Here is a 24873-nt window from a genome sequence, read left to right on the forward strand (position 1 = left end):
TACCGATGCAACCCGTTCGGGTTACGCGTATTTCTTCTGAACTTCCTGGGCGACCGCGGTCGGCACAGGCTCGTAGTGATCGAACTGCATCGTGTAGGCCGCACGGCCCTGGCTCATCGAGCGCAGGTTGTCGACGTACTTGAACATGTTGGCGAGCGGCACCATCGCGTTGATGACGACAGCCACGCCACGCGCTTCCTGGCCCTGGATCTGGCCACGACGGCCGTTCAGGTCACCAATGACGCTGCCGACGTAGTCTTCCGGCGTCACGACTTCGACCTTCATGATCGGCTCGAGCAGCTGCACGCCAAGCTTGGGCGCGGCTTCGCGGAAGCAGGCGCGGCCGGCGATTTCGAAGGCCAGAACGCTCGAGTCCACGTCGTGGTAAGCGCCATCGATCAGGGTTGCCTTGACGCCGATCATCGGGAAGCCCGCGAACGGACCCGAGGTCATGACGCTGTTGATGCCCTTTTCGACACCGGGGATGTATTCCTTCGGCACGGCGCCGCCGACGATCTTGGTCTCGAACTCGAACTCGCTGCTTTCCGGATTCGGCTCGAACACGATCTTGACGCGAGCGAACTGACCGGTACCGCCGGTCTGCTTCTTGTGCGTGTAGTCCTGCTCGTGCTTGCGGGTGATCGTCTCGCGATAAGCCACCTGCGGAGCGCCGACATTGGCCTCGACCTTGAACTCGCGACGCATGCGGTCGACGATGATGTCGAGGTGGAGCTCGCCCATACCGGAAATGATGGTCTGGCCGGATTCCTCATCGGTCTTGACGCGGAAGGACGGATCCTCGGCGGCCAGGCGGTGAAGGGCGAGGCCCATCTTTTCCTGGTCGTTCTTGGTCTTCGGCTCGATGGCGATCTGAATGACCGGATCCGGGAATTCCATGCGCTCCAGGATGACCGGGTGCAGCGGATCGCTGAGCGTATCGCCAGTGGTCGTGTCCTTGAGGCCGGCCAGAGCGACGATGTCGCCGGCAAAAGCCTCTTCGACGTCGGCGCGCGAGTTCGCATGCATCTGCAGCATGCGGCCAATGCGCTCCTTCTTGCCCTTCACGGTGTTGTCGACCGAGATGCCCTTGGTGAGCTTGCCCGAATAGATGCGGGCAAAGGTGAGCGAACCGACGAACGGGTCGTTCATGATCTTGAAGGCGAGCATCGACAGCGGCTCGTTGTCGTCGGCGTGACGCTCGATGTCAGCGTCGGTCTTGGCGTCGACACCCTTGATGGCGGGAACATCGGCCGGCGAAGGCAGATATTCGACGACGGCGTCGAGCAGCGGCTGCACGCCCTTGTTCTTGAAGGCCGAGCCGCAGAACATCGGGTAGAACTTGACCGCGATGGTGCCCTTACGGATCAGCGCGCGGATCTCGTCGTTCGACGGCATCTTGCCTTCGAGGTAATTCTCAAGCGCCGTCTCGTCCATTTCGACGGCGGCTTCGATCATCTTCTCGCGGTATTCTTCCGCACGAGCCTGAAGGTCGGCCGGGATCTCGACGACGTCCCAGGCAGCGCCCAGCGTCTCGTCGCGCCAGACCAGCGCGTTCATCTCGACGAGGTCGACAACGCCCTTGAACTCGGTCTCGGCGCCGATCGGCAGCTGCATGACGACGGCATGCGCACCGAGGCGCGAACCGATCATCTCGACCGAGCGGTAGAAGTCGGCGCCGATCTTGTCCATCTTGTTGCAGAAGATCATGCGCGGAACGCGATACTTGTCGGCCTGGCGCCAGACGGTTTCCGTCTGCGGCTCGACGCCGGCATTGGCATCGAGGAGCGCGATGGCGCCGTCGAGAACGCGCAGCGAACGCTCGACTTCGATGGTGAAGTCGACGTGTCCGGGGGTGTCGATGATGTTGAAGCGGTACATCTTGCCGCTACGACCCTTCCAGAAGGTCGTGGTCGCGGCGGACGTGATGGTGATGCCGCGCTCCTGCTCCTGCTCCATCCAATCCATGGTGGCAGCGCCATCGTGCACTTCGCCGATCTTGTGCGACTTGCCCGTGTAATAGAGGACGCGCTCGGTGGTCGTCGTCTTGCCGGCGTCAATATGCGCCATGATACCGAAATTGCGGTAGTCTTCGATTTTGTATTCGCGGGCCATCGTAGCTGCCTCTCAGTCTCGTTCGCGCTTTACCAGCGGTAGTGCGCGAAAGCGCGGTTGGCTTCAGCCATCTTGTGGGTGTCTTCACGCTTCTTGACGGCGGTGCCGCGGTTGTTGGCCGCGTCCATCAGCTCGCCCGACAGGCGGTCGACCATCGTCGTCTCGTTGCGGTTGCGGGCGGCAGCGATCAGCCAACGAATGGCAAGCGCCTGACGGCGCTCGGGGCGCACGTCGACCGGAACCTGGTAGGTGGCACCGCCGACGCGACGCGACCGGACTTCCACATGCGGCGCGACATTGTCGAGCGCCTGATGGAAGACGGTGACCGGCTCCTGCTTGGTCTTCGACTGAACCTGGTCGAGCGCACCGTAGACGATGGTCTCGGCAACCGACTTCTTGCCGTCATACATGACGGCATTCATGAACTTGGTAACGATCAGATCGCCGAACTTCGGGTCCGGGTTGATCTCACGCTTTTCTGCACTGTGACGACGCGACATGGCTTTTGTCTCTCAATCTCATAGCCCGACGCATTCAAGCAGCGCCCGGGCCGGAAAATCTTACTTCGGACGCTTGGCGCCGTACTTCGAACGGCGCTGCTTGCGGTTCTTCACGCCCTGCGTGTCGAGCACGCCGCGGATGATGTGGTAGCGAACGCCCGGAAGATCCTTGACGCGGCCGCCGCGGATCATGACCACGGAGTGTTCCTGAAGGTTGTGACCTTCGCCGGGGATGTAACCGATCACTTCAAAACCATTGGTCAGGCGGATCTTGGCCACCTTGCGCAGCGCCGAGTTCGGCTTCTTCGGCGTCGTTGTATAGACGCGTGTGCAGACGCCCCGCTTCTGCGGGTTCTGCTGCATGGCCGGGACCTTGTTGCGCTTCACCGGCGCAATGCGCGGCTTGCGGATCAGCTGGTTGACGGTAGGCATTAAACCCTCTTGTCTCTCAATTCCGTGTCTCGCCCGGTCAGGGCCGCTCAAAGCGTCATTTCCATACGCAAATTCGGGCCATAAACCGCGACTCGCGGTCTTGCCCGAACAAATGGCAGAGGAAGCGGAAGCCGCTTCGTGCACGCCGGAAATGTCTTTTCGCTCGTAAAACGAACCCTGTTTGAGGCAAACTCCAAAGCGTGTCGCTTCGGAAGGGAGAGCCTCACATCGGTTCTGACTGGGCGGCTTCTACTCGTAAGCCCGCGAACCGTCAACCCCGGAGTGGCAAATATTGCATCGAAGCCGGGGCTTGGCAGCTATGCGAAAACCGCATGTAATTTTCTTTCGCCGTTTTGCAAGCGCAAGGAAGAAAGTGACCCGCGTTCGACTGTTGCAAAGCCATGCTTCATGCGAAAAGTCGCCATGAGCAGCCCAAATCCCCTCGCCCACCCAGTATCTTTGGCAAAAACAGGAATTAGCCCGTGAACGACAATGAGGAGCGCCCGGTCACCATCATCACCGGCCGGGTATGGAAGAGGAAGGGCGGCAAGGTGGAGGGCGTGCATGTCATGCTGGTTGCGCCCGACGACGATTCGGCAGTGCGCCGCGCGCTCGAATCGCTTGCCGCGGAGGGTTACGCCGAGGCCGAGCTCGACCAGATCGGCGATATGGACGGCGTGCCCGACGAGGAGCCGCATCTTTCCGCTTTCCAGGGCGCGCTTGAAGGCGAAGTGTCGATCGTCACCTTCGACGTGCCGATCTGAACCCAAGGGCATAGATAATGGCTGGAGCGAAAGCGGTTGAACCTGCATCCCGGGCATGGGCCGACCGGGCGGTCGCCGCGATCGAGGCCGATCAGCATCGTTCGGCCGACACCCACCTCTGGAAACTCGACCTGCCGGCGCTGGCTGGCATCGACTTCTATCTCAAGGATGAATCCACCCATCCGACCGGCAGCCTGAAGCACCGGCTGGCGCGTTCACTGTTTCTCTATGGGCTGTGCAATGGCCTCATCCGCGAAGGCTCGCCGGTGATCGAGGCGTCATCCGGTTCGACGGCGGTGTCGGAAGCCTATTTCGCCCGCATGATCGGCGTGCCGTTCTATGCGGTGATGCCGCGTTCGACCTCGCGCGAGAAGATAGCCGCGATCGAACACTATGGCGGCAACTGTCATTTCATCGATGACGGCAGGCGAATCTATGCCGAGTCGGCCGAACTCACGGAACGGCTCGGCGGTCATTTCGTGGATCAGTTCACTCACGCCGAACGGGCCACCGACTGGCGCGGCAACAACAACATCGCCGATTCCATCTTCGGACAGATGCGCGAGGAGCGGCACCCGATCCCAAGCTGGATCGTGATGAGTGCCGGCACTGGCGGCACCACGGCCACGATCGGCCGCTACCTGCGATACAAGCGGCATGCGACCCGGCTGTCGGTCGTGGACGTCGAGCGCTCGGCTTTCTTTGACGGCTTTGCCACGCATGATCGCGATTGTCGCTGCGAGCAGCCGTCGCGAATCGAGGGCATCGGTCGGCCGCGCATGGAGCCATCCTTCGTGCCGGGCGTGATCGACCACATGCTGAGGGTACCGGATGCGTTATCGCTGGCGGCGATGCGGGTGTTGTCGCGCCGACTCGGCCGCCGTGTCGGTGGCTCGACCGGCACCAACTTCATAGCCATGTGCTTTCAGGCCGCGCGCATGATCGAGCATGGCAAGACCGGTTCGCTGGTGACGCTGATCTGCGATTCCGGCGACCGCTATGCCAACACTTATTATTCCGACGAATGGCTGGCCGCCAACGGCCTCGACCCCTCGCCCTTCGAACCTGCGATCGAAGCCTTTCTGGCGGGCGAAAAGCTGGCGCTGCAGTTCGAGGAAAGCTGGGGCTGAGCTTTCTGGCTCCCACTTGGCGGCTTCGGCTTGCCCGGGGCAAGTGTTCTGCTAGAAACGCTCACCATCACCAAACAGACGGAGCGGCCGTGTCCGAGCCCATCAAGATAGGCCCCATCAAGATCGGCATCGTCGGCGTCGGCAAGATCGTCCGCGACCAGCACCTGCCGGCTTTGGCGAAAGACCAGAGCTATCGCCTCATCGCCGCCGCCAGCCGGCACGGCAAGGTCGACAACATTCCGAATTTCCCGACCATCGAAGCAATGCTCGACGCAGTGCCTGAACTCGAGGCCGTGTCACTCTGCATGCCGCCGCAGTTCCGCTACGATGCGGCGCGCACGGCGCTGATCGCGAAAAAGCACGTCTTCCTGGAGAAGCCGCCCGGCGCCACGGTCAGCGAGGTCGAGGACCTGAAGAGATTGGCAACAGTCAATGGCGTCTCGCTGTTCGCCAGCTGGCATTCGCGCTACGCGCCGGCGGTGGAAGCCGCACGCGCCTTCCTGGCTTCGGCCAAGGTCAAGTCGGCGGCCATCAACTGGAAGGAAGATGTCCGTCGCTGGCACCCCAACCAGGACTGGATCTGGGCGCCCGGCGGCTTTGGCGTCTTCGATCCCGGCATCAACGCGCTGTCGATCGCGACCCACATCCTGCCGGCGATGTTCATCACCTCGGCCGTGCTCGATTTTCCGGAAAACCGCGCCGCCCCGGTCGCGGCGCAAGTCACCTTCCGCACCTCGAACGGATTGCCGGTGACAATGGACCTCGATTGGCTGCAAACCGGCCCGCAGAGCTGGGACATCCTGGCCGACACGGACCAGGGCAAGATGGTGCTTTCCGGTGGCGGCGCCAAGCTCGCCATTGACGGCAAGGTGGTTCATGACGAGCCGGAAGCCGAATATCCCCAGCTCTACCGCCGCTTCGCCGAGATCGTGCGCGCCGGCACCTCCGACGTCGATCTGGCTCCGCTGCAGCATGTCGCCGATGCCTTCATGCTCGGCAAGCGCAACGTGGTCGAGGCGTTCTTCGATTGAACCGAGGCGTTGCTATCGTGAACCTTGGCCGGGATATGTTCCCGGCTTAGGTTCGGAGACGTTTGGTGCGGTGCGACGTCCGAATTCCAGCTCGTTCAACACATCTTGGACGGCGATCTCAAGATCGGATTGACCCCAGCCAAGCTGCGTGATCTCGCCATACCTAACGAAATTTGAGCGGTCGAAACCGTGCTCAAGATCGTTGTATGAGATCACAGTTCGGCCGATCAGCGCTACAACCCAAATGTGAAGATCAGCGCCAGCCGAGGGTCCGGTGAATCCATTGTTCCGGATCAATGCTAATCGTGTTCCAGAGCCTTCGCTGCGCAAAGCTCATTCGCTCCCGGCGCTCGTTGATCAGGTCCCAGAGAGCTGTCTCCTTCATCTGTCAAATACCCTTCGAGATCCGGTTTGCGTTTTCACTCGACGATCGCAATCGCAAAGCCGTCATAGCCCTTGGCGCCGACCGTCTGAATCGCGGTGCCATCCAGACGCTTGTCGCCGCCGATGAACGAGAAGGCCGCCCGAGCGCCCACGACATTGGCGTCATGGCCGCCCCCGTCGAGCACTGCGCCGTCGCGGATGACATTGTCGCAGATGATCACTGTCCCCGGCCGCGAAAGCCGCATCGCCCAGGACAGATAATTCGGGTTGTTCGGCTTGTCGGCGTCGATGAAGATAAGATCGAACGGCCCGGCATTCTCAGTGCTTAGTGCGGCAAGCGACTGGAGGGCCGGCCCGATTCGCAGGTCCACCCGTTCCGACACACCTGCCCGTTCGAAATTCGACTGCGCGACGCTGGCGTGATGCGGGTCGAGTTCAAGCGTCACGATCCTGCCGCTCGCAGGCAAGGCGCGCGCCATCCAGATCGTCGAATAGCCGCCCAGCGTGCCGATTTCGAGGATCTTCTTCGCTCCCTGAATGCGCGCCAGAAGTGAAAGCAGCTTGCCTTGCGCCGGCGAGACGTCGATCGGTGGCAAACCTTGATCACGGTTGGCCGCCGGGACAGCATCGAGGGCGGGATCCGCCTCGAACAGGGCATCAACGATGTAGCCGTCGACAGCAGCCCAGGTCTTCTTGCTCATCGTTGTCTTCTCCGATCGAGAGCCGAAAGGCGAAAGGGTAGGAACGCGTGAACCTCTCTTGCCGCCATGGATACCAACTTCGCCATGCCCCGGAAAACAAAAAGCCGCCGGGTTGCCCCGACGGCCTTGTTGCCTGAGATGTCTTGGCGCCGCGCTTACTGCGCGGCGGTTGTCATATCGGCCAGCATCGGCTCGGCGATTTCCACACCGGAGGCCTTGCGGCGCTCGTCGATGATCAGTTCGTCGCGCGAGGTGGCGATGCGCCGGATCTGGCTCATCGTGCCGCCGGTACCGGCCGGGATCAGCCGGCCGACGATGACGTTTTCCTTCAAGCCCTGCAGCATGTCGGTCTTGCCGGCAACCGCGGCTTCCGTCAGCACCCGGGTCGTCTCCTGGAAGGAGGCGGCCGAGATGAAGGACGGCGTCTGCAGCGAGGCCTTGGTGATGCCGAGCAGAACCGGCAGGCCTTCGGCCGGCTTCTTGCCGTCCTCGACCAGGCGCTCGTTGACCTCTTCCAGCTCGATCACGTCGACGTGGTCGCCCGGAATGTAGGTCGAGTCGCCCTGCACGGTGATCTCGACCTTCTGCAGCATCTGGCGAACGATCACCTCGATGTGCTTGTCGTTGATCGACACGCCCTGCAGGCGGTAGACTTCCTGGATCTCGTTGACGAGGTAGGAAGCAAGTGCTTCCACGCCCTTGATCGCCAGGATGTCGTGCGGCGCCGGATTGCCGTCGAGGATGTAGTCGCCCTTCTCGATGACGTCGCCGTCCTGGAGATGGAACGGCTTGCCCTTCGGGATCAGGTACTCGACCGGCTCAAGCGTCGAGTCATGCGGCTCGATGATGATGCGGCGCTTGTTCTTGTAGTCGCGGCCGAAGCGGATCGTGCCATCGATCTCGGCGATGATGGCGTGATCCTTCGGACGACGTGCCTCGAACAGTTCGGCAACACGCGGCAGACCGCCGGTGATGTCCTTGGTCTTGGCGCTTTCCATCGGGATACGCGCCAGCACGTCGCCGGGACGAACCTGCGCACCCGGCTCGACCGAGAGAATGGCCTCGACCGAGAGCAGGAAGCGGGCGTCGCCACCCTTCGACAGCTTGCCGACCTTGCCCTTGGCGTCCTGAATGGCAATCGCCGGCTTCAGGTCGTTGCCGCGCGGCGTCGAGCGCCAGTCGATGACCTCACGCTTGGTGATGCCGGTCGACTCGTCGGCCGTTTCCTGAACGGAAATGCCGTCGACCAGATCCTCATACGACACCTTGCCCTCGATTTCGGTGAGGACCGGGCGGGTATAGGGATCCCACTCGGCGATGCGCTGGCCGCGCTTCACCTTGTCGCCATCGTCCACGAAGATACGCGAACCATAGGTGACACGGTGCGTGGCGCGTTCCTTGCCGGCCTCGTCGAGGATCAGCACCGCCATGTTGCGGCCCATGACCATCTGCTGGCCGTCGGAGTTGCGCACCACGTTGCGGTTGCGGATCTCGACCTTCCCCTCATAGGAGGCTTCAAGGAACGAAGAGTCCACCACCTGCGCGGTACCGCCCATGTGGAAGGTACGCATGGTGAGCTGGGTACCCGGCTCACCGATCGACTGCGCCGCGATGACGCCAACGGCTTCACCCTGGTTGACCGGGGTGCCGCGCGCCAGATCGCGACCGTAGCAGACCGCGCAGACGCCGATCCTGACTTCGCAGGTCAGTGCCGAGCGAATGCGGACCGACTGGACGCCGGCCTTTTCGATCTGTTCCACGTCACGCTCGTCCATCAGCGTTCCGGCCTTGACCAGCAGGTCGCCGGTCACCGGATGGTTGATGTCGTCGAGCGAGGTGCGGCCCAGCACGCGCTGGCCGACCGAAGCGACAACCTGACCGGCATCGACGATCGGCTGCATGGTGAGGCCCTTGTCGGTGCCGCAATCCACGGAGTTGACGATGCAGTCCTGCGCCACGTCGACCAGACGGCGGGTGAGGTAACCCGAGTTCGCCGTCTTCAAGGCGGTGTCGGCCAGACCCTTGCGGGCGCCGTGGGTCGAGTTGAAGTACTCGAGCACGGTCAGGCCTTCCTTGAAGTTCGAGATGATCGGCGTCTCGATGATTTCACCCGAGGGCTTCGCCATCAGGCCGCGCATGCCGGCGAGCTGACGCATCTGGGTGGGCGAGCCACGCGCACCGGAGTGCGACATCATGTAGATCGAGTTCATCGGCTTCTGACGGCCATTGTCCTCGAACTCGACCGCCTTGATGCGGGCCATCATCTCGTCGGCGACCTTTTCCGAGCACTTGGCCCAGGCGTCGACGACCTTGTTGTACTTCTCGCCCTGCGTGATCAGGCCGTCATTGTACTGCTGCTCGTATTCCTTGGCCAAAGCCTCGGTGTCGGAGACCAGCTTGATCTTGCTATCCGGGATCAGCATGTCGTCCTTGCCGAACGAAATGCCGGCGCGGCAGGCATGAGCGAAGCCGAGTGCCATGATGCGATCGCAGAAAATGACCGTCTCCTTCTGACCGCAGTGGCGGTAGACGGTGTCGATCATCTTGGAGATGTTCTTCTTGGTCATCTCCTGGTTGGCGGTCTCGTAAGGCACATTGACGTTCTTCGGCAGAAGCTCGCCGATGATCATGCGGCCAGGCGTGGTGTCATGTATCTTCGACACGACCTTGCCTTCGGCGTCGACCGTGCGGAAGCGGCCCTTGATCTTGGCGTGCAGCGTGACCGCCTTGGTCTCGAGCGCATGCTGGAGTTCGCCCATGTCGGCAAACACCATGCCCTCGCCCGGCTCGTTCTGGTTGACGATCGAGAGATAGTAGAGACCGAGAACCATGTCCTGCGAGGGCACGATGATCGGCGCGCCGGAAGCCGGGTGCAGGATGTTGTTGGTCGACATCATCAGAACGCGGGCTTCAAGCTGCGCTTCCAAGGACAGCGGCACGTGAACGGCCATCTGATCGCCGTCGAAGTCGGCGTTGAAGGCCGTGCAGACCAGCGGATGCAGCTGGATCGCCTTGCCTTCGATCAGGATCGGCTCGAACGCCTGGATGCCGAGGCGGTGCAGCGTCGGCGCGCGGTTCAGGAGAACCGGGTGCTCGCGGATGACCTCGTCAAGGATATCCCAGACTTCCGGACGCTCCTTCTCGACCAGCTTCTTCGCCTGCTTGACGGTCGAGGAATAACCCTTGGCGTCGAGACGGGCGTAGATGAAGGGCTTGAACAGTTCGAGCGCCATCTTCTTCGGCAGGCCGCACTGGTGCAGCTTGAGCTCCGGACCGGTGACGATGACCGAGCGGCCGGAATAGTCGACGCGCTTGCCGAGCAGGTTCTGGCGGAACCGGCCCTGCTTGCCCTTGAGCATGTCGGACAGCGACTTCAGCGGACGCTTGTTGGCGCCGGTGATGACGCGGCCGCGACGGCCGTTGTCGAACAGTGCGTCGACGGCTTCCTGCAACATGCGCTTTTCATTGCGCACGATGATGCCGGGGGCGCGCAGCTCGATCAGCCGCTTCAGACGGTTGTTGCGGTTGATGACGCGGCGATAGAGGTCGTTCAGGTCCGAGGTGGCGAAACGTCCACCATCCAGAGGAACCAGCGGACGCAGGTCCGGCGGGATCACCGGAACCACCTTCATGATCATCCATTCCGGACGGTTGCCGGATTCCATGAAGTTCTCGACGACCTTGAGCCGCTTCAGATACTTCTTCTGCTTCAGCTCGGACGTGGTCGAAGCCAGTTCCGAACGCAGGTCGCCGGCGATCTTCTCCAGGTCCATCCCGGCCAGAAGGTCATGAATGGCCTCGGCGCCGATCATGGCGGTGAACGAGTCCTCGCCATACTCGTCGACGGCGATCATGTACTCTTCCTCGCTGAGCAGCTGGTGCTCCTTCAGCGCGGTGAGGCCAGGCTCGGTGACGATGTAGTTCTCGAAGTAGAGGACGCGCTCGATGTCCTTCAAGGTCATGTCGAGCAGCGTGCCGATGCGCGAGGGCAGCGACTTCAGGAACCAGATATGGGCGACGGGCGCGGCGAGCTCGATATGGCCCATGCGCTCGCGGCGGACGCGCGACAGCGTGACTTCGACGCCGCACTTCTCGCAGATGACGCCCTTGTACTTCATGCGCTTGTACTTGCCGCACAGGCACTCATAGTCTTTGATCGGGCCAAAAATGCGCGCGCAGAACAGACCGTCACGCTCCGGCTTGAAGGTGCGGTAGTTGATGGTCTCCGGCTTCTTGATCTCGCCGAACGACCAGGACAGAATCTCTCAGGGCTGGCGAGCGATATCCGGATGGAATCGAACACCTGCGCCGGCGCCTGCGGATTGAAGAGATTCATGACCTCTTGGTTCATGCCGTTCTCCTTTTCGGGGTCCTCGAAACCCCTTGCATCTAACGCGGACCAAACGCCCGCCGTCTTTGTCGGCCACTGGCCGTCGAATTCGATAGGCGCGTCGCAGGCTTCCGCGACGCGCCATGTCTTCGTCTTACTCGGCTGCGTCGGGCAGCCGGATCGGGTTGTCGTCGAGCTTGGTGTTCTCCAGCTCGACATTGAGGCCGAGAGACCGCATTTCCTTGACGAGCACGTTGAAGCTCTCCGGGATGCCGGCCTCGAAGGTGTCGTCGCCGCGGACAATCGCCTCGTAGACCTTGGTGCGGCCGGCGACGTCGTCCGACTTCACCGTCAGCATTTCCTGCAGCGTGTAGGCGGCGCCATAGGCTTCCAGCGCCCAGACCTCCATCTCGCCGAAGCGCTGGCCACCGAACTGCGCCTTGCCGCCCAGAGGCTGCTGGGTGACGAGCGAGTACGGACCGATCGAACGCGCGTGGATCTTGTCGTCCACCAGGTGGTGAAGCTTGAGCATGTAGATATAGCCCATCGTCACCTTGCGATCGAACGGCTCGCCCGTGCGTCCATCATAGAGCTGCGACTGACCGCTGGTGTGCAGGCCCGCCTGCTCCAGCATGATGTTGATGTCAGCCTCGTGCGCGCCGTCGAACACCGGGGTCGCGATCGAGACGCCGCGGCGCATCTGCTCGCTGAGGCGAACAATGCTCTCGTCGTCATAATCACGGACCGGCTCGTTGCGGTCATTCGCCGGAATGAAGCTCTCGAGCGTCTTGCGCAGCGGCTTGATGTCGCCGGCCACCTTGTACGCGTCGATCAGCTCGCCGATCTTCTTGCCCATGCCCGCGCAAGCCCAGCCCAGATGCGTTTCCAGGATCTGGCCGACATTCATGCGGCTCGGCACACCCAGCGGGTTGAGCACGATATCGGCATGCGTGCCGTCCTCGAGGAAAGGCATGTCCTCGACCGGAACGATGCGCGACACGACACCCTTGTTGCCGTGACGGCCGGCCATCTTGTCGCCCGGCTGCATCTTGCGCTTCACCGCCACGAAGACCTTGACCATCTTCATGACGCCCGGAGGCATTTCGTCGCCGCGCTGGACCTTCTCGACCTTGTCCATGAAGCGCTGCTCGAGCGCCTTCTTGGAGTCGTCGTACTGGCCACGCAGGGCTTCCAGTTCGCTCTGGAGCTTTTCGTTCTCCACGGCAAACTGCCACCACTGCGAACGCGGATACTCGTCGAGCGTATCCTTGGACAGCGTCGAGCCCTTCTTGAAGCCCTTCGGTCCAGCGATCGCTTCCTTGCCGACAAGCACGTCGGAAAGACGCGCGTAGACGTTGCGGTCCAGAATGGCCTGCTCGTCGTCACGGTCCTTGGCGAGGCGTTCGATCTCCTCGCGCTCGATCGCCATGGCGCGCTCGTCCTTCTCCACACCGTGGCGATTGAACACACGCACCTCGACGACGGTGCCGAAGGTGCCCGGAGGCATGCGCATCGAAGTGTCGCGCACGTCCGAAGCCTTTTCACCGAAGATGGCGCGCAGAAGCTTCTCTTCCGGCGTCATCGGGCTTTCGCCCTTCGGCGTGATCTTGCCGACCAGGATGTCGCCCGGCTGAACTTCCGCACCGATATAGACGATGCCGGCTTCGTCGAGGTTCTTCAGCGCTTCTTCCGAAACGTTCGGAATATCACGCGTGATTTCCTCCGGACCGAGCTTGGTATCGCGCGCCATGACCTCGAACTCCTCGATGTGGATCGAGGTGAAGACGTCGTCGGCGACGATGCGCTCGGAGAGCAGGATCGAGTCCTCGTAGTTGTAGCCATTCCACGGCATGAACGCGACCAGCACGTTGCGGCCGAGCGCCAGATCACCGAGCTCGGTCGACGGACCGTCGGCAATGATGTCGCCCTTGTTGACCCGGTCACCCATACGCACCAGCGGACGCTGGTTGATGCAGGTGTTCTGGTTCGAACGCTGGAACTTCATCAACCGGTAGATGTCGACGCCGGACTTGCCCGGATCGAGATCTTCCGTCGCGCGGATAACGATACGTGTCGCGTCCACCTGGTCGACGATGCCGCCGCGGCGGGCGCCGATGGCGGCGCCTAAGTCACGGGCAACGATCGGCTCCATGCCGGTGCCGACGAACGGCGCCTCGGCGCGCACCAGCGGCACGGCCTGACGCTGCATGTTCGAGCCCATCAGCGCGCGGTTGGCGTCGTCGTTCTCGAGGAACGGGATCAGGGCCGCGGCCACCGACACCATCTGCTTCGGCGAAACGTCCATCAGATCGACGTTTTCGCGCGGCGCCATCATCACTTCGCCGGCGCTGCGGCAAATGACGAACTCGTCGACGAAGCCGCCATTCTTGTCGAGCTCGGCGTTGGCCTGCGCGACATGGTGCTTGGCTTCTTCCATCGCCGAGAGATAGACGACGTCATTGGTCAGCTTGCCGTCGACGATCTTGCGGTACGGGCTCTCGATGAAGCCGTACTTGTTGACACGTGCGAAAGTGGCCAGCGAGTTGATCAGGCCGATATTCGGGCCTTCCGGCGTCTCGATCGGGCAGATACGGCCGTAATGCGTCGGGTGCACGTCGCGCACTTCGAAGCCGGCGCGCTCGCGGGTCAGACCGCCCGGTCCAAGCGCCGAAAGACGACGCTTGTGGGTGATCTCCGACAGCGGGTTGGTCTGGTCCATGAACTGCGACAGCTGCGAGGAACCGAAGAACTCGCGCACGGCGGCAGCCGCCGGCTTGGCGTTGATCAGGTCCTGCGGCATCACCGTGTCGATCTCGATCGAAGACATACGCTCCTTGATCGCGCGCTCCATGCGCAGCAGGCCGACGCGGTACTGGTTCTCCATCAGCTCGCCGACAGAACGCACGCGGCGGTTGCCGAGATTGTCGATGTCGTCGATCTCGCCCTTGCCGTCGCGCAGTTCGACCAGCGTCCTGACCACGGCCAGGATGTCGTCCTTGCGCAGCACGCGCACGGTGTCCTCGGCCTTGAGTTCGAGGCGCATGTTCATCTTGACGCGGCCAACGGCCGACAGGTCATAGCGCTCGCTGTCGAAGAACAGCGAGTTGAACATGGCTTCGGCGGTCTCGAGCGTCGGCGGCTCGCCGGGGCGCATGACACGATAGATGTCGAACAGCGCGTCCTGGCGGCTCTCGTTCTTGTCGACGTTGAGCGTGTTTCTGATGTAGGCGCCGACATTGACGTGGTCGATGTCGAGAACCTTGATCTCGTTCTCGCCCGTGCCAAGCAGCACCTTCAGCGTCTTTTCATCGATCTCGTCGCCGGCTTCGAGGAAAATCTCGCCGGTGGCGTAGTTGACGATGTCCTCGGCCAGGTAGTTGCCGAGCAGATCCTCGTCGGTCGCCTTGATCGCCTTGAGACCCTTTTCGCCAAGCGCCCTGGCCTGGCGGGCGGTGATCTTCTTGCCAGCTTCGACAACGATCTCGCCCGTATCGGCGTCGACCAGGTCGCCGACAGCCTTGAGGCCGCGGAAACGCTCGACGTTGAACGGGATGCGCCAGTGGTCGCCGGCACGCTTGTAGGTGATCTTGTTGTAGAAGGTCGACAGGATCTCTTCGCCATCCATGCCGAGCGCCATCAAGAGCGACGTCACCGGAATCTTGCGGCGACGGTCGATGCGGGCGTGCACGACGTCCTTGGAATCGAACTCGATGTCGAGCCACGAACCACGATAGGGAATGACGCGCGCGGCAAACAAAAGCTTGCCAGACGAGTGCGACTTGCCCTTGTCGTGGTCGAAGAAGACGCCCGGCGAGCGGTGCATCTGCGAGACGATGACGCGCTCGGTGCCGTTGACGATAAAGGTACCGTTCAAGGTCATGAGCGGCATGTCGCCCATGTAGACGTCCTGCTCCTTGATGTCCTTGATCGACTTGGCGCCGGTATCCTCGTCGATATCGAACACGATGAGGCGCAGCGTCACCTTCAGCGGCGCGGCATAGGTCAGGTCGCGCTGACGGCATTCGTCAACGTCGAATTTCGGTCCTTCGAACTCGTACTTCACGAACTCCAGCATGGAGGAGCCGGAAAAGTCCTGAATCGGGAAGACCGACTTGAAAACAGCCTGCAGTCCCTCGTCCGGACGCCCACCCTTGGGCTCCGCCACCATCAGGAACTGGTCATAAGATGCCTTCTGAACCTCGATCAGGTTCGGCATCTCCGCAACTTCCGGAATCTTTCCGAAGAACTTGCGTACGCGTCTGCGGCCATTGAAAGTCTGGGTCTGGGCCATCGTCGCTCCTTAGCTCTAAACTCGGGACGGGCCTCGCCGCGGCCCGCCTTGCATACCGAGCCGCCTGGGCGGCGGCTCTCTGTCTGTTCTCCGTCCGCCCCAACCAATTGCTTGGCGGCGGCCGGCTAAAACGGGAGAAAACCCGTTTCCTGAAGGCCGGTTGCGGCCCTCAGGAAAGAGGTTCTCGTACATCTCGCGCTACGCGTCCTCCCTTCGGGCGAAGGGAGTGGCGGACGGCGCGAGGCCGCCCGCCGCTTTTACGCTTACTTCAGGTCGACCTTGGCGCCGGCTGCTTCCAGCTGGGCCTTGAACTTGTCAGCGTCGGCCTTGGAAACGCCTTCCTTGACCGGCTTCGGAGCCGCTTCGACCAGGTCCTTGGCTTCCTTGAGGCCAAGACCGGTGATGGCGCGGACTTCCTTGATGACGTTGATCTTCTGAGCGCCAGCTTCGGTGAGGACGACGTCGAATTCCGTCTTTTCCTCGGCCGGAGCAGCGGCAGCAGCAGCGCCGCCAGCAGCGGCAACCGCCACCGGAGCAGCAGCCGAAACGCCCCACTTTTCTTCCAGAAGCTTCGACAGCTCGGCCGCCTCGAGGACGGTCAGCTTCGAAAGGTCGTCTACGATCTTTGCGAGATCAGCCATTGTTGTATTCCTTCATAAGGTTCGAACGTGTGTTTGTGATAGCGAGGAACGGCCTCATGCCGCCTCGTCCTTCCGGGCGTAAGCGCCGATGACGCGCGCGACCGAAGCCGCTGGCGCATTGACGATCTGGGCGATCCGGGTTGCCGGCGTGGCGATCATGCCAACCAGCCTGGCGCGCAGCTCATCGAGCGACGGAAGTGTGGCGAGTGCCTTCACACCGTCAGCATTGAGCGAGGTGGTGCCCATTGCGCCGCCGAGAATGATCAACTTGTCATTCCCCTTGGCGAAATCGGACGCGACCTTCGGCGCCGCAATCGGATCCTCCGAATAAGCAATCAGCGTCTGTCCCTTGAACAGGTCGATGATCGATGCGGAGTCCGTGCCCTGAAGAGCGATTTTGGCGAGACGGTTCTTCGCGACTTTAACGGTGCCACCGGCAGCGCGCATTTTCGACCGAAGGTCGTTCATTTGCGCGACGGTGATACCGGCATAGTGGGCCACTACGACTGAACCTGCGCCCGAAAACGCATCATTCAGGCCCGTGACGAGTTCGCGTTTTTCCGCTCTGTCCACTGCCTATCTCCAGTTGACCCCTATCCTGTTCAACGGGAACATTCCCATTGACGAGGACAGGCGTCGGGTTGCCTTTTGCCGGCCGGGCCATCCAGTAACGGATCTCCCGAACGACGCTCGAGGATCCTGCCCCCTTTCGCCACACCGCCGGCAAGCCGACGATGCGCAGACAAAAGGCAAACACGGTTCGAACCTTTCATTGGAGCACTTGCTCCTTTGTCGGGTCTTCACCCGTCTCATGCAGGCCCACATGAATTAAGGCTTTTGGGCCGCCTGCAATCTCGGACAGGATGTCCGGAAGCCTTTCGACTTCCGGCACCGGGCCCAGGATAAATCCGAGGCCCGGAATTCAGTCACGGATCAGCCTTCCAGCGGCCGATCCAAATGGTCTTAATCAGGACGCTGCGAGCGTCGAGACGTCGAGCTTGAGGCCCGGGCCCATCGTCGAGGTGACCGACACCTTCTTGACGTAGTTGCCCTTGGCGCCAGCCGGCTTTGCCTTGGTCACCGCGTCAGTGAAGGCACGGATGTTCTCTTCCAGCGCCTTGACGTCGAACGAGACCTTGCCGACGCCGGCATGAACGATGCCGGCCTTCTCGACGCGGAACTCGACCGCGCCACCCTTCGATGCCTTGACGGCGGCGGCGACGTCGGTGGTGACGGTGCCGACCTTCGGGTTCGGCATCATGCCGCGCGGGCCGAGCACCTTACCGAGACGGCCGACCAGCGGCATCATGTCCGGCGTGGCGATGCATCGATCGAAATCGATCGTGCCCTTCTGGACGATGTCGACCAGATCCTCGGCACCGACGATGTCGGCGCCTGCGGCCTTGGCCTCTTCCGCCTTGTCGCCACGGGCGAACACGGCAACGCGAACCGAGCGGCCGGTGCCGTTCGGCAAATTGACCACGCCGCGGACCATCTGGTCGGCGTGGCGCGGGTCGACGCCGAGGTTCATGGCGACTTCGACGGTCTCGTCGAACTTGACCGAGGAACGGTCCTTGAGCAGCTTCAGCGCATCACCCAGGGCATAAGCCTTGTTGGGATCAATGCCTTCACGGGTCTTCGATACACGCTTTGCAATCTTTGCCATGATCTTAACCCACCACTTCCAGACCCATCGAGCGGGCGGAGCCCTCGACCATGCGCATGGCCGCCTCGACGTCGTTTGCGTTCAGATCCTTCATCTTGGCAGTGGCGATCTCGCGAACCTTGTCGCGTGAAACGGTGCCAGCCTTGACCTTGCCCGGCTCCTTCGAACCTGACGTGAGGTTCGCCGCCTTCTTCAGGAAGTAGCTCACCGGTGCCGTCTTCATGACGAAGGTGAACGACTTGTCCTGGTAATAGGTGATGACGACCGGAACCGGCGATCCCTTTTCCATTTCCTGGGTCTGCGCGTTGAACGCCTTGCAGAATTCCATGATGTTGATGCCACGCTGACCAAGCGCCGGGCCGATCGGCGGAGACGGCGTAGCCGATCCCGCTTTAACCTGGAGCTTGAGCTGGCCTGCAATTTTCTTAGCCATCTCTTTTCCTGCCTTTGTCTATGCCGGCCCCACCATCTGGGAAACACCGGCGGTTGCAGTCTGGTGGTGCGATCCATGCGGCCGGCTAAAGCCGCATTCGTCTCCACCGTTCCCAAGGCCGCGCGTTTCCGCACCGCCCGCCCTGATCGTCGAGCCGGCATCGCCGGCTCAACATCGGGGATTTCGGATCAGCCCTTTTCGACCTGTCCGAATTCCAGATCGACAGGCACAGCGCGCCCGAAGATCGAAACTTCCACCTTGAGCCGCGCCCGCTCCTCGTCCACTTCCTGGACGAAACCGTTGAAGGACGCGAAAGGACCGTCCGAAACGCGGATCGCTTCGCCGATCTCGAAAGTGACCGAGGGCTTCGGTCGCTCGACGCCTTCCTGCACCTGGTTCAGGATGCGCTGTGCTTCCGCCTCGGTGATCGGCACCGGCTTGGAGTCACCCAGGAAGCCGGTGACCTTCGGCGTATTCTTCACCAGCGAGAACACGGCATCGGTCAGATTGGCCTTCAGGAGCACGTAGCCCGGGAAGAACTTGCGCTCGGCATCGACCTTGCGGCCACGGCGAACCTCGACGACCTTCTCGGTCGGCACCACGATCTGCTCGATATCGGCGGACAGGCCCTTTTGCTTGGCCTTGTTCTCGATGTCCTCGGCGACCTTCTTTTCAAAGTTCGAATAAGCGTGGACGATGTACCAGCGCGCAGCCATTTTTTTAGACTTCTCCGTAGTCGCCGGACTTAGCGTCCAATGCCCAGAATCTGTTCGATCGCGAAGCCCATCAGCTGATCGGCGCTAAAGAAAAAAATCATCGCAATCACAGCGAAGGCCAGAACCATCACCGTCGAGATCATCGTTTCGCGCCGCGACGGCCAAGTCACCTTGGCGGTCTCCGAGCGAACCTGCTGGAGAAAGACGAAAGGATTTGTGGTTTTCGAAGCCATATGCCGCTCTGTCTTCAAGACCCGTTGGCCGGGTCTCCTGGATGATCCCGCTGGCCGGGACGTGCCGCCTGAGCCCAGTATCGCGCCGAATCAGCGCAATCATTTCGCCCATGCAAATCAGACGCGTAAAGCCGGTTTCCCAGCTCCACGCGTCGCGTGTCTGTTCTGTCTACATAAAACCGATTCTTGATCCACGCAAGTGGCAAGTGTCCGCTTTATGACCAAACACCGCCTCGGAACCATCCAGTCGTTCCGTCCCGGCTATGGCGCCCTTATGCCTCAATCGGCCTGATATGGCAAGCGTGTCGCCGATTTTCAAAGGCGGCCCACAAAAAATCGTTTCCAATGGCCATTCTTGAAATGGCACGGGCAGCAGGGCTCGAACCTACGACCTGCGGTTTTGGAGACCGCCGCTCTACCAACTGAGCTATGCCCGTATCGTGCGCGCCTCGGCGCAGCAGGGGCTTCCTAAAAGCTTCCGCGCTCTCTGTAAAGAGTGGTTTGCACGCAAACGCGCCTTCATCCCCTTTGCCAGAAACCGGGATAGGCAACGACCAGCCCATCGCGGTCGATCTCGAGTTCGCGCTTGAAGTCGCTGGCGCGCGATTCATAAAGATATTGCCTGCCCTCCTCGAGGCATGTGTAGCGCTGCGGGTTGCTGACGACCGTGAGCGCCGGGAATTCGATGAAAGCGGTGGTGATCTCGGCACTCTGCCCGGTGGAAAGCCGCAAGCGCCGGATCGGCAGCGTGTTGGTGAACGGGGTGACGGTGAGATCAGGGTCGAGCACACCGTCCAGTTCTGGCATCGGCAGACCGTCCCGAGTCCAGCGGCCGTCACCGTCGGAGGCAAGAACCAGCGTCCGGCCAGAGCCGATCATGTCGAGCTGGACACTCCTCGTGCGCCAGATCACGTCGCACTCTATGCGATAGCGGACGGCAAAAGGGGTTTGGCCGGAGCAAATGACGACGGAGTCGGCCAGGACCTCCCCTGCCCGCTCGCGCAGTTCGAGATGCTCGATGCCGGGGCCGTCCCACTCGCGCCAGCGCACGATCTTCAAATCATCCGACACAGTCCTGCACTCCGGGCGGCTGGAAGCTACTTTGTTTCCGGCGGCGTATACGGCCCGCCGGGCACGCCCCAGCCCCAGGCCGGCATTGGTTCGGTCTCGGGATCGCAGGTCTCGCCGAGATTGGAATTCATCTTGGCCAGCCGCGATCCCCATTCGACATAGCCCATGAAGGCCGAGCGGAATTCGGGATCGTCGGGCAGACCGACGGCATCGGCGGCGTCGGCAAGCAGGTTGATCCAGCGGCGGCGCTGCTCTTCGGTCAAATGCTTGCCCAGATGATGCATCACCATCTCGCGGTGGCCGCCGAACTTTTCGCTGTAGGTCTTCGGTCCGCCGAAGACTTCGCCGATGAAGGCGGCGACATGGGCGGGATGATCCGGCGACATGGTCTTGAACACGGGCCCGACGACCGGATCCTTTGCCACCTTGTCATAGAAGGTCTGTGTCAGCCGGTTCAGGGCGTCGCTGCCGCCGGCCCATTCGTAGAGTGTCGGAACATCCTTGCGCATGGCGGTCACCTGTCCTCGATCGTCACGGACGGTAGCGGAAAGACCCGACGGGCCTCAACCTGCCTCGATGGCCAGTTACAGCTTGGCCGGCATGTCGGCTTCGGCGTTGGCTGACGGCATGACCCGGCAATTTTCCGGTCTCGGAGACGACCTGCAGATGGTGGCGCCCGTCAGTTCGTCGGCGGACTGCGGCCCGGTCGCCAGCCCGAATTTCAGTATCGCCTGCTGATAGAGCTGCCGTTTGGATGAGGAGAGCTCTATGGCGGCGAACAGGCCGGGTCCGATCGCCATCTCGTCCAGATACGCCTTGACCTTATCCGCAGGCCCAACGGAGCTCACGCTGAGGCGCACGGACGGGCCGATGAAGCGCCTGACGCCACCGGCAACCATGATCGGACAGGCTAAAGCACATTCGCCCTCCGATTCGATGGTGAGCCCGGTGTGGGTGCCGTCCTTGGCCATGCAATCCGCCGAGGGATCGCAATCGACGAAATCCGTGTGGGCGACGACGACATCGAGCTTGCGTTCGCGGATCAACCTGCCGGCGGCAAGCGCGCTCTCGACATCGCCACCCTGCGAGCTGATGACGATCGGTAGCCGCCGGCCGGCGACGGCATCGAGTGCCTGGCGTAGTTTTTCCGGCGTCTGCGCGGTGATCGTGCCTTCCGCCGAGATCCATTCCGGGCAGTCGGGATTGCAGAGCGGGTTGCTGCCGCGGACAAGCACGAAGCGCATGTCCGCCTCCTTCGGGGCCTCAGCCGGCGCAGCGGGAGCCGGTTTTGCCTGGGCGGTCGGGAGATTGGCCGGCGTCGCCTGTTTATCAGCCGGTATCTCCCGGCAGTTTCCCGGCATCGGATTTGCCTTGCAAATGGTTCCGCCGGTGAAAAGCTCGACGGTGTCGAGCGAGGTGACGAGGTTCATGCGGAGCATGTTGTCGAGAACCAGCTGATGGATTTCGCTGGCCGGCGTGTTCTTCATCGTGATGAACACGCCTTGGCCTATCCCCATCCCCTGCAAATAGGCCGAAAGCCTCTTCTCGACCGCCTTGCTCATTTCGTAGGTCTTGTAGCTGCCCGCGTTCTTGCGGCTGACGACCTTGGTGCTGATGATCTTCTTCTTACCGTTCACGATCCGGTAGGTGGTTCGGTAAAGCAGCTTCTCGCGCTTATAGGTGGTGGTGATCTGGTGGACGCCGAGATAGGCGAAATCCCCGACGACGCGGCGGACACCGCCGGAAAACATCAGCGGGCAGGCGGAATTGCACATGGCGCCGCTGTCATAGGCCATGCCGAAATAGTCGGCGCCCTTGCCCTGGTTATCCCTGCAATTCTTCATCTCCGGCTCGCAGCCGGAAAACACCGTCGTACCGACGGCGATGTCGAGCTTGTTCTTGCGGATCATCTGGCCAAGTGTCACCGCCGCATCGACATTGCCGCCGGGGGAATTGACGACCACCGGCAATTGCCGGCCTTTGAGCGCCTTGAGCGTTCGCTTGAGCAGCGACGGTGTGCCCGCCTCGATGGTGCCTTCGGCCGATATCCATTCCGGACAATTAGGCTCGCAACCCGGCGCATTGCTGCGCACGACGGCAAACCGCATCGAGGGTATCTCCAGCGACTGCTCCTGGGCCTGCGCCGCCGCAGCAAGCAGTGCGATGGCAATCAACAGCGCAAGACCAGCCAGCGCCTGCGACCACCATGTATCCCTGTCCAAACGGCTGTCCGGAACCACTGCGGCAAAGCTCCCTCGGCGCAACCTATACTAGACGAGGCCCAAAGGCTTGCAACAGGGTTCGACATAGCTGGCACGTGGTGTCGCTGGGGTGAAAAAGCAGAAAAAGGCAGCCGGAGAGCCGCCTCGTCATTTGTCGTTGAGGAAGGCTACTGAGGAGGCAGTGAAACGGGTGTCTGGTCTTTGGCTTTTTTGGGGGCCAGGGCGCAGTCATGGTTCGCTCCGGTGCCAGGCGCATTCTCGAAAGTGCAACGCGTTTCCGGCGGAATCCCGCAGACCTTGTCCAGGGCTTTGAACCCTACACATTTGCCGTCAGGTCCACGATAACCAGGCCCTCCCTTGCAACCGCACCCCTTGCATGCGGGACGTTCGGGGCAACCTGTTCCGAACGCCGGGCTTTGAAAGGCCAGCGCCGTCGTCAACAGAACCAGTAGAGTTATGACTTGGCGCGTTCCGGCCTCCAAATTACTCCAACGCTAAAGTTTAGGCGGCGTCCTTGCCTCGGCGTCAGCCGATGACAGAGACCGGCAATTGTCCGGTTTTGGCGCTGATTTGCAAATGGTGGGGCCTGTCAGCACGTTGACCGATTGCGGCCCGGTGATCAATCCCATCCTCAGCATCAGCTCGGGCTCAAGCTGGCGCTCGACCGAGCGCTGCTCGAGCGCCGCGAACAGACCGGGATCGATCGCCATTTCCTCCAGGTAGGCTTTGACTATCCGCTTCTGCCCCATTGTGTACATGCTGACCCGGGCCTCGGGATCGACCAGCCGCCTGACGCCGCCGGCAAGCACGAGCGCGCAGGCTGAATCGCACTCTACGCCAAAATCGCTGATCAGCCCGATATAGGCGCCGTTGTCGGCCAAGCAAGATCCCCCTACCGGATCGCAGCCGGTGATATTGGTGCGGGCGACCGCGACGTCGAGCCTCCGTTCCCGGATGAGCCGACCCACCATCAAAGCGCTGAACAGGTCGCCTCCCCGTGAACTGATCACAACGGGCAGCCGCGTTTTGCCAAGCATGGCGAGCAACTGGCTAAGCCTCTGCGGGGCCTGAGGCGTGACCGCGCCTTCGGCCGAGATCCATTCCGGGCAGTCGGGATTGCAGAGCGCGTCGCTGCCACGAACAACCACGAAGCGCATCTCCGGCGCCCCATTTCCTGGCGCGGCCCAGAACGGCTTGGGGAGCGGAGCCTTGGCATGCTGGGTTGTTGCTGCCTTGGCAGGCTGGACCGGTGCTGCCTTGATAGGCTGAGTTAATGCTGCCTCGGCAGGCTGAGTGGGTGCTGCCTTGACAGGCTGCGAAAGTGAGACTTGAGCCGGTTGGGAGGGTGCGGGCTTGGCCTCAATGGCCGCCACGTCGGCCGGCTTGGCGTTTGCAGGGATTTCCCTGCAGCTCGTCGGCGCCGGACTTCGCAGGCATATGCCCGCCCATATAAGCAGGTCGACAGTGCCCTTGCTGGTGACCAACTTCATCGTGGTCATGTCGTCGAGGGTGACCTGGCGGATGTCACCCGCGGACGTGGCTTTCATGATGTCGAGAACACCCTGTCCTACACCCATTTCCCTGAGATAGGCCGACAGCTTCCTCTCAACCGCCTTGCTCATCTCGTAGGTCTTGTAGGTGCCGACGTTCGTACGGCTGACGATCTTGCTGCTGATAACCTTCTTCCTGCCACGCACAATTCTGTACGTGGTACGGTAGTAGACCTGTTGGCGTTGGAATGTCGTGGTGATCTGGTGGACGCCCAGATAAGCCCATCGCCCGACCAGGCGTTGGACACCTCCGGCAAACATCAGCGGACAGGCGGAATTACACATGGCACCGCCGTCGGACGCGATGCCGAAGTAGGTGGCGCCCTTGCCATCCTTGGCCCGACAATCGCCCATCCCCGGCTGACAGCCGGAGAATTTGGTGGCACCGACGGCTACATCGAGTTTGTTCTTGCGGATTATGCGGCCGAGCTGGAGCGCGGCGTCGACATTGCCGCCAGGGGAGTTGACGATAATCGGCAGTTGGCGACGGCCTAGCGTCTTCAATATGCGCTTGAGCTTGGCCGGCGTACCGGCTTCGATGGCGCCTTCAGCCGAAATCCATTCCGGACAGTTGGGCTCGCAGCCAGCCGCGTTGCTGCGGACGACGGCAAATTGCATCTCCGGGAGACCATCGGACAGAAGGTGCTGAAGGTACCAGGTATCGGG

General features: G+C 61.8%; 18 protein-coding genes, 1 tRNA gene and 1 pseudogene. 3 read left to right on the plus strand and 17 right to left on the minus strand.

All coding sequences use genetic code 11. The annotated features are described in order from the left end of the window. Positions 1-21: 21 nt before the first annotated feature. Genes fusA through rpsL form a run of 3 tightly spaced genes read right to left on the minus strand, consistent with a single transcriptional unit; the run spans position 22 to position 3044 of the window. The gene (gene fusA, locus AC0V7N_RS24835; RefSeq protein WP_464610642.1) at positions 22-2112 is read right to left on the minus strand and encodes an elongation factor G; all 2091 of its coding nucleotides are present in this window, start codon (positions 2110-2112) and stop codon (positions 22-24) included. Between the two features lie 29 nt (positions 2113-2141). Next, a complete protein-coding gene (gene rpsG, locus AC0V7N_RS24840; RefSeq protein ID WP_008875664.1) occupies positions 2142-2612 on the minus strand; it encodes a 30S ribosomal protein S7 in 471 nt (156 codons plus the stop codon). Positions 2613-2672: 60 nt separating this feature from the next. Beyond that, positions 2673-3044 (minus strand): 30S ribosomal protein S12, encoded by a 372-nt coding sequence (rpsL, locus tag AC0V7N_RS24845; RefSeq protein WP_006333356.1) that lies wholly within the window; start codon positions 3042-3044, stop codon positions 2673-2675. A 482-nt stretch (positions 3045-3526) separates the two neighbouring features. Between rpsL and AC0V7N_RS24850 the strand changes: the two genes are divergently transcribed. From AC0V7N_RS24850 to AC0V7N_RS24860, 3 genes are all read left to right on the plus strand, one after another. Next, positions 3527-3808 (plus strand): transcriptional regulator, encoded by a 282-nt coding sequence (locus AC0V7N_RS24850; protein ID WP_475450914.1) that lies wholly within the window; start codon positions 3527-3529, stop codon positions 3806-3808. 17 nt (positions 3809-3825) lie between these two features. Then, entirely contained in the window at positions 3826-4938 is a 1113-nt protein-coding gene (locus AC0V7N_RS24855; protein WP_475450915.1) for a PLP-dependent cysteine synthase family protein, read from the plus strand. A gap of 107 nt (positions 4939-5045) precedes the next feature. Beyond that, a complete protein-coding gene (locus AC0V7N_RS24860; RefSeq protein WP_475460475.1) occupies positions 5046-5969 on the plus strand; it encodes a Gfo/Idh/MocA family protein in 924 nt (307 codons plus the stop codon). Positions 5970-6388: 419 nt separating this feature from the next. Here AC0V7N_RS24860 and AC0V7N_RS24865 read toward each other — a convergent pair whose 3' ends face one another. The 14 genes and pseudogenes from AC0V7N_RS24865 to AC0V7N_RS24930 all read right to left on the minus strand — a co-directional run bounded on the left by AC0V7N_RS24865 (position 6389) and on the right by AC0V7N_RS24930 (position 24825). Continuing rightward, positions 6389-7054: an O-methyltransferase gene (locus AC0V7N_RS24865; RefSeq protein ID WP_475450916.1), complete on the minus strand. Its 666-nt coding sequence runs from the start codon at positions 7052-7054 to the stop codon at positions 6389-6391. A 155-nt stretch (positions 7055-7209) separates the two neighbouring features. Beyond that, positions 7210-11405, minus strand: a pseudogene (gene rpoC, locus AC0V7N_RS24870) (DNA-directed RNA polymerase subunit beta'). A 133-nt stretch (positions 11406-11538) separates the two neighbouring features. After that, positions 11539-15675 (minus strand): DNA-directed RNA polymerase subunit beta, encoded by a 4137-nt coding sequence (rpoB, locus tag AC0V7N_RS24875; protein ID WP_496627333.1) that lies wholly within the window; start codon positions 15673-15675, stop codon positions 11539-11541. A 263-nt stretch (positions 15676-15938) separates the two neighbouring features. Then, on the minus strand, positions 15939-16316 hold the full coding sequence (gene rplL / locus AC0V7N_RS24880) for a 50S ribosomal protein L7/L12 (RefSeq protein ID WP_008875658.1): 378 nt from the start codon (positions 16314-16316) through the stop codon (positions 15939-15941). Positions 16317-16370: 54 nt separating this feature from the next. After that, a complete protein-coding gene (rplJ, locus tag AC0V7N_RS24885) occupies positions 16371-16889 on the minus strand; it encodes a 50S ribosomal protein L10 (protein ID WP_027044966.1) in 519 nt (172 codons plus the stop codon). Positions 16890-17283: 394 nt separating this feature from the next. Continuing rightward, positions 17284-17982, minus strand: a complete 699-nt coding sequence (rplA, locus tag AC0V7N_RS24890; protein WP_172229162.1) for a 50S ribosomal protein L1 — start codon at positions 17980-17982, stop codon at positions 17284-17286. 4 nt (positions 17983-17986) lie between these two features. Then, positions 17987-18415: a 50S ribosomal protein L11 gene (gene rplK / locus AC0V7N_RS24895; RefSeq protein ID WP_013531410.1), complete on the minus strand. Its 429-nt coding sequence runs from the start codon at positions 18413-18415 to the stop codon at positions 17987-17989. Positions 18416-18603: 188 nt separating this feature from the next. Then, a complete protein-coding gene (gene nusG, locus AC0V7N_RS24900) occupies positions 18604-19131 on the minus strand; it encodes a transcription termination/antitermination protein NusG (protein WP_010909261.1) in 528 nt (175 codons plus the stop codon). A 29-nt stretch (positions 19132-19160) separates the two neighbouring features. Continuing rightward, a complete protein-coding gene (gene secE / locus AC0V7N_RS24905) occupies positions 19161-19364 on the minus strand; it encodes a preprotein translocase subunit SecE (RefSeq protein ID WP_027044964.1) in 204 nt (67 codons plus the stop codon). Between the two features lie 361 nt (positions 19365-19725). After that, positions 19726-19801: transfer RNA gene (locus AC0V7N_RS24910), tRNA-Trp, on the minus strand. An 82-nt stretch (positions 19802-19883) separates the two neighbouring features. Then, positions 19884-20414 (minus strand): putative glycolipid-binding domain-containing protein, encoded by a 531-nt coding sequence (locus tag AC0V7N_RS24915; protein WP_475460477.1) that lies wholly within the window; start codon positions 20412-20414, stop codon positions 19884-19886. Between the two features lie 47 nt (positions 20415-20461). Next, entirely contained in the window at positions 20462-20944 is a 483-nt protein-coding gene (locus AC0V7N_RS24920) for a group II truncated hemoglobin (protein WP_475450919.1), read from the minus strand. A 75-nt stretch (positions 20945-21019) separates the two neighbouring features. Next, positions 21020-22675: a COG3904 family protein gene (locus AC0V7N_RS24925; protein WP_475450920.1), complete on the minus strand. Its 1656-nt coding sequence runs from the start codon at positions 22673-22675 to the stop codon at positions 21020-21022. Positions 22676-23151: 476 nt separating this feature from the next. Continuing rightward, positions 23152-24825, minus strand: coding sequence for a COG3904 family protein (locus AC0V7N_RS24930; protein WP_496628024.1), 1674 nt, complete (start codon positions 24823-24825; stop codon positions 23152-23154). Positions 24826-24873: the final 48 nt, after the last annotated feature.

Source organism: Mesorhizobium kamtschaticum, from assembly GCF_056174585.1.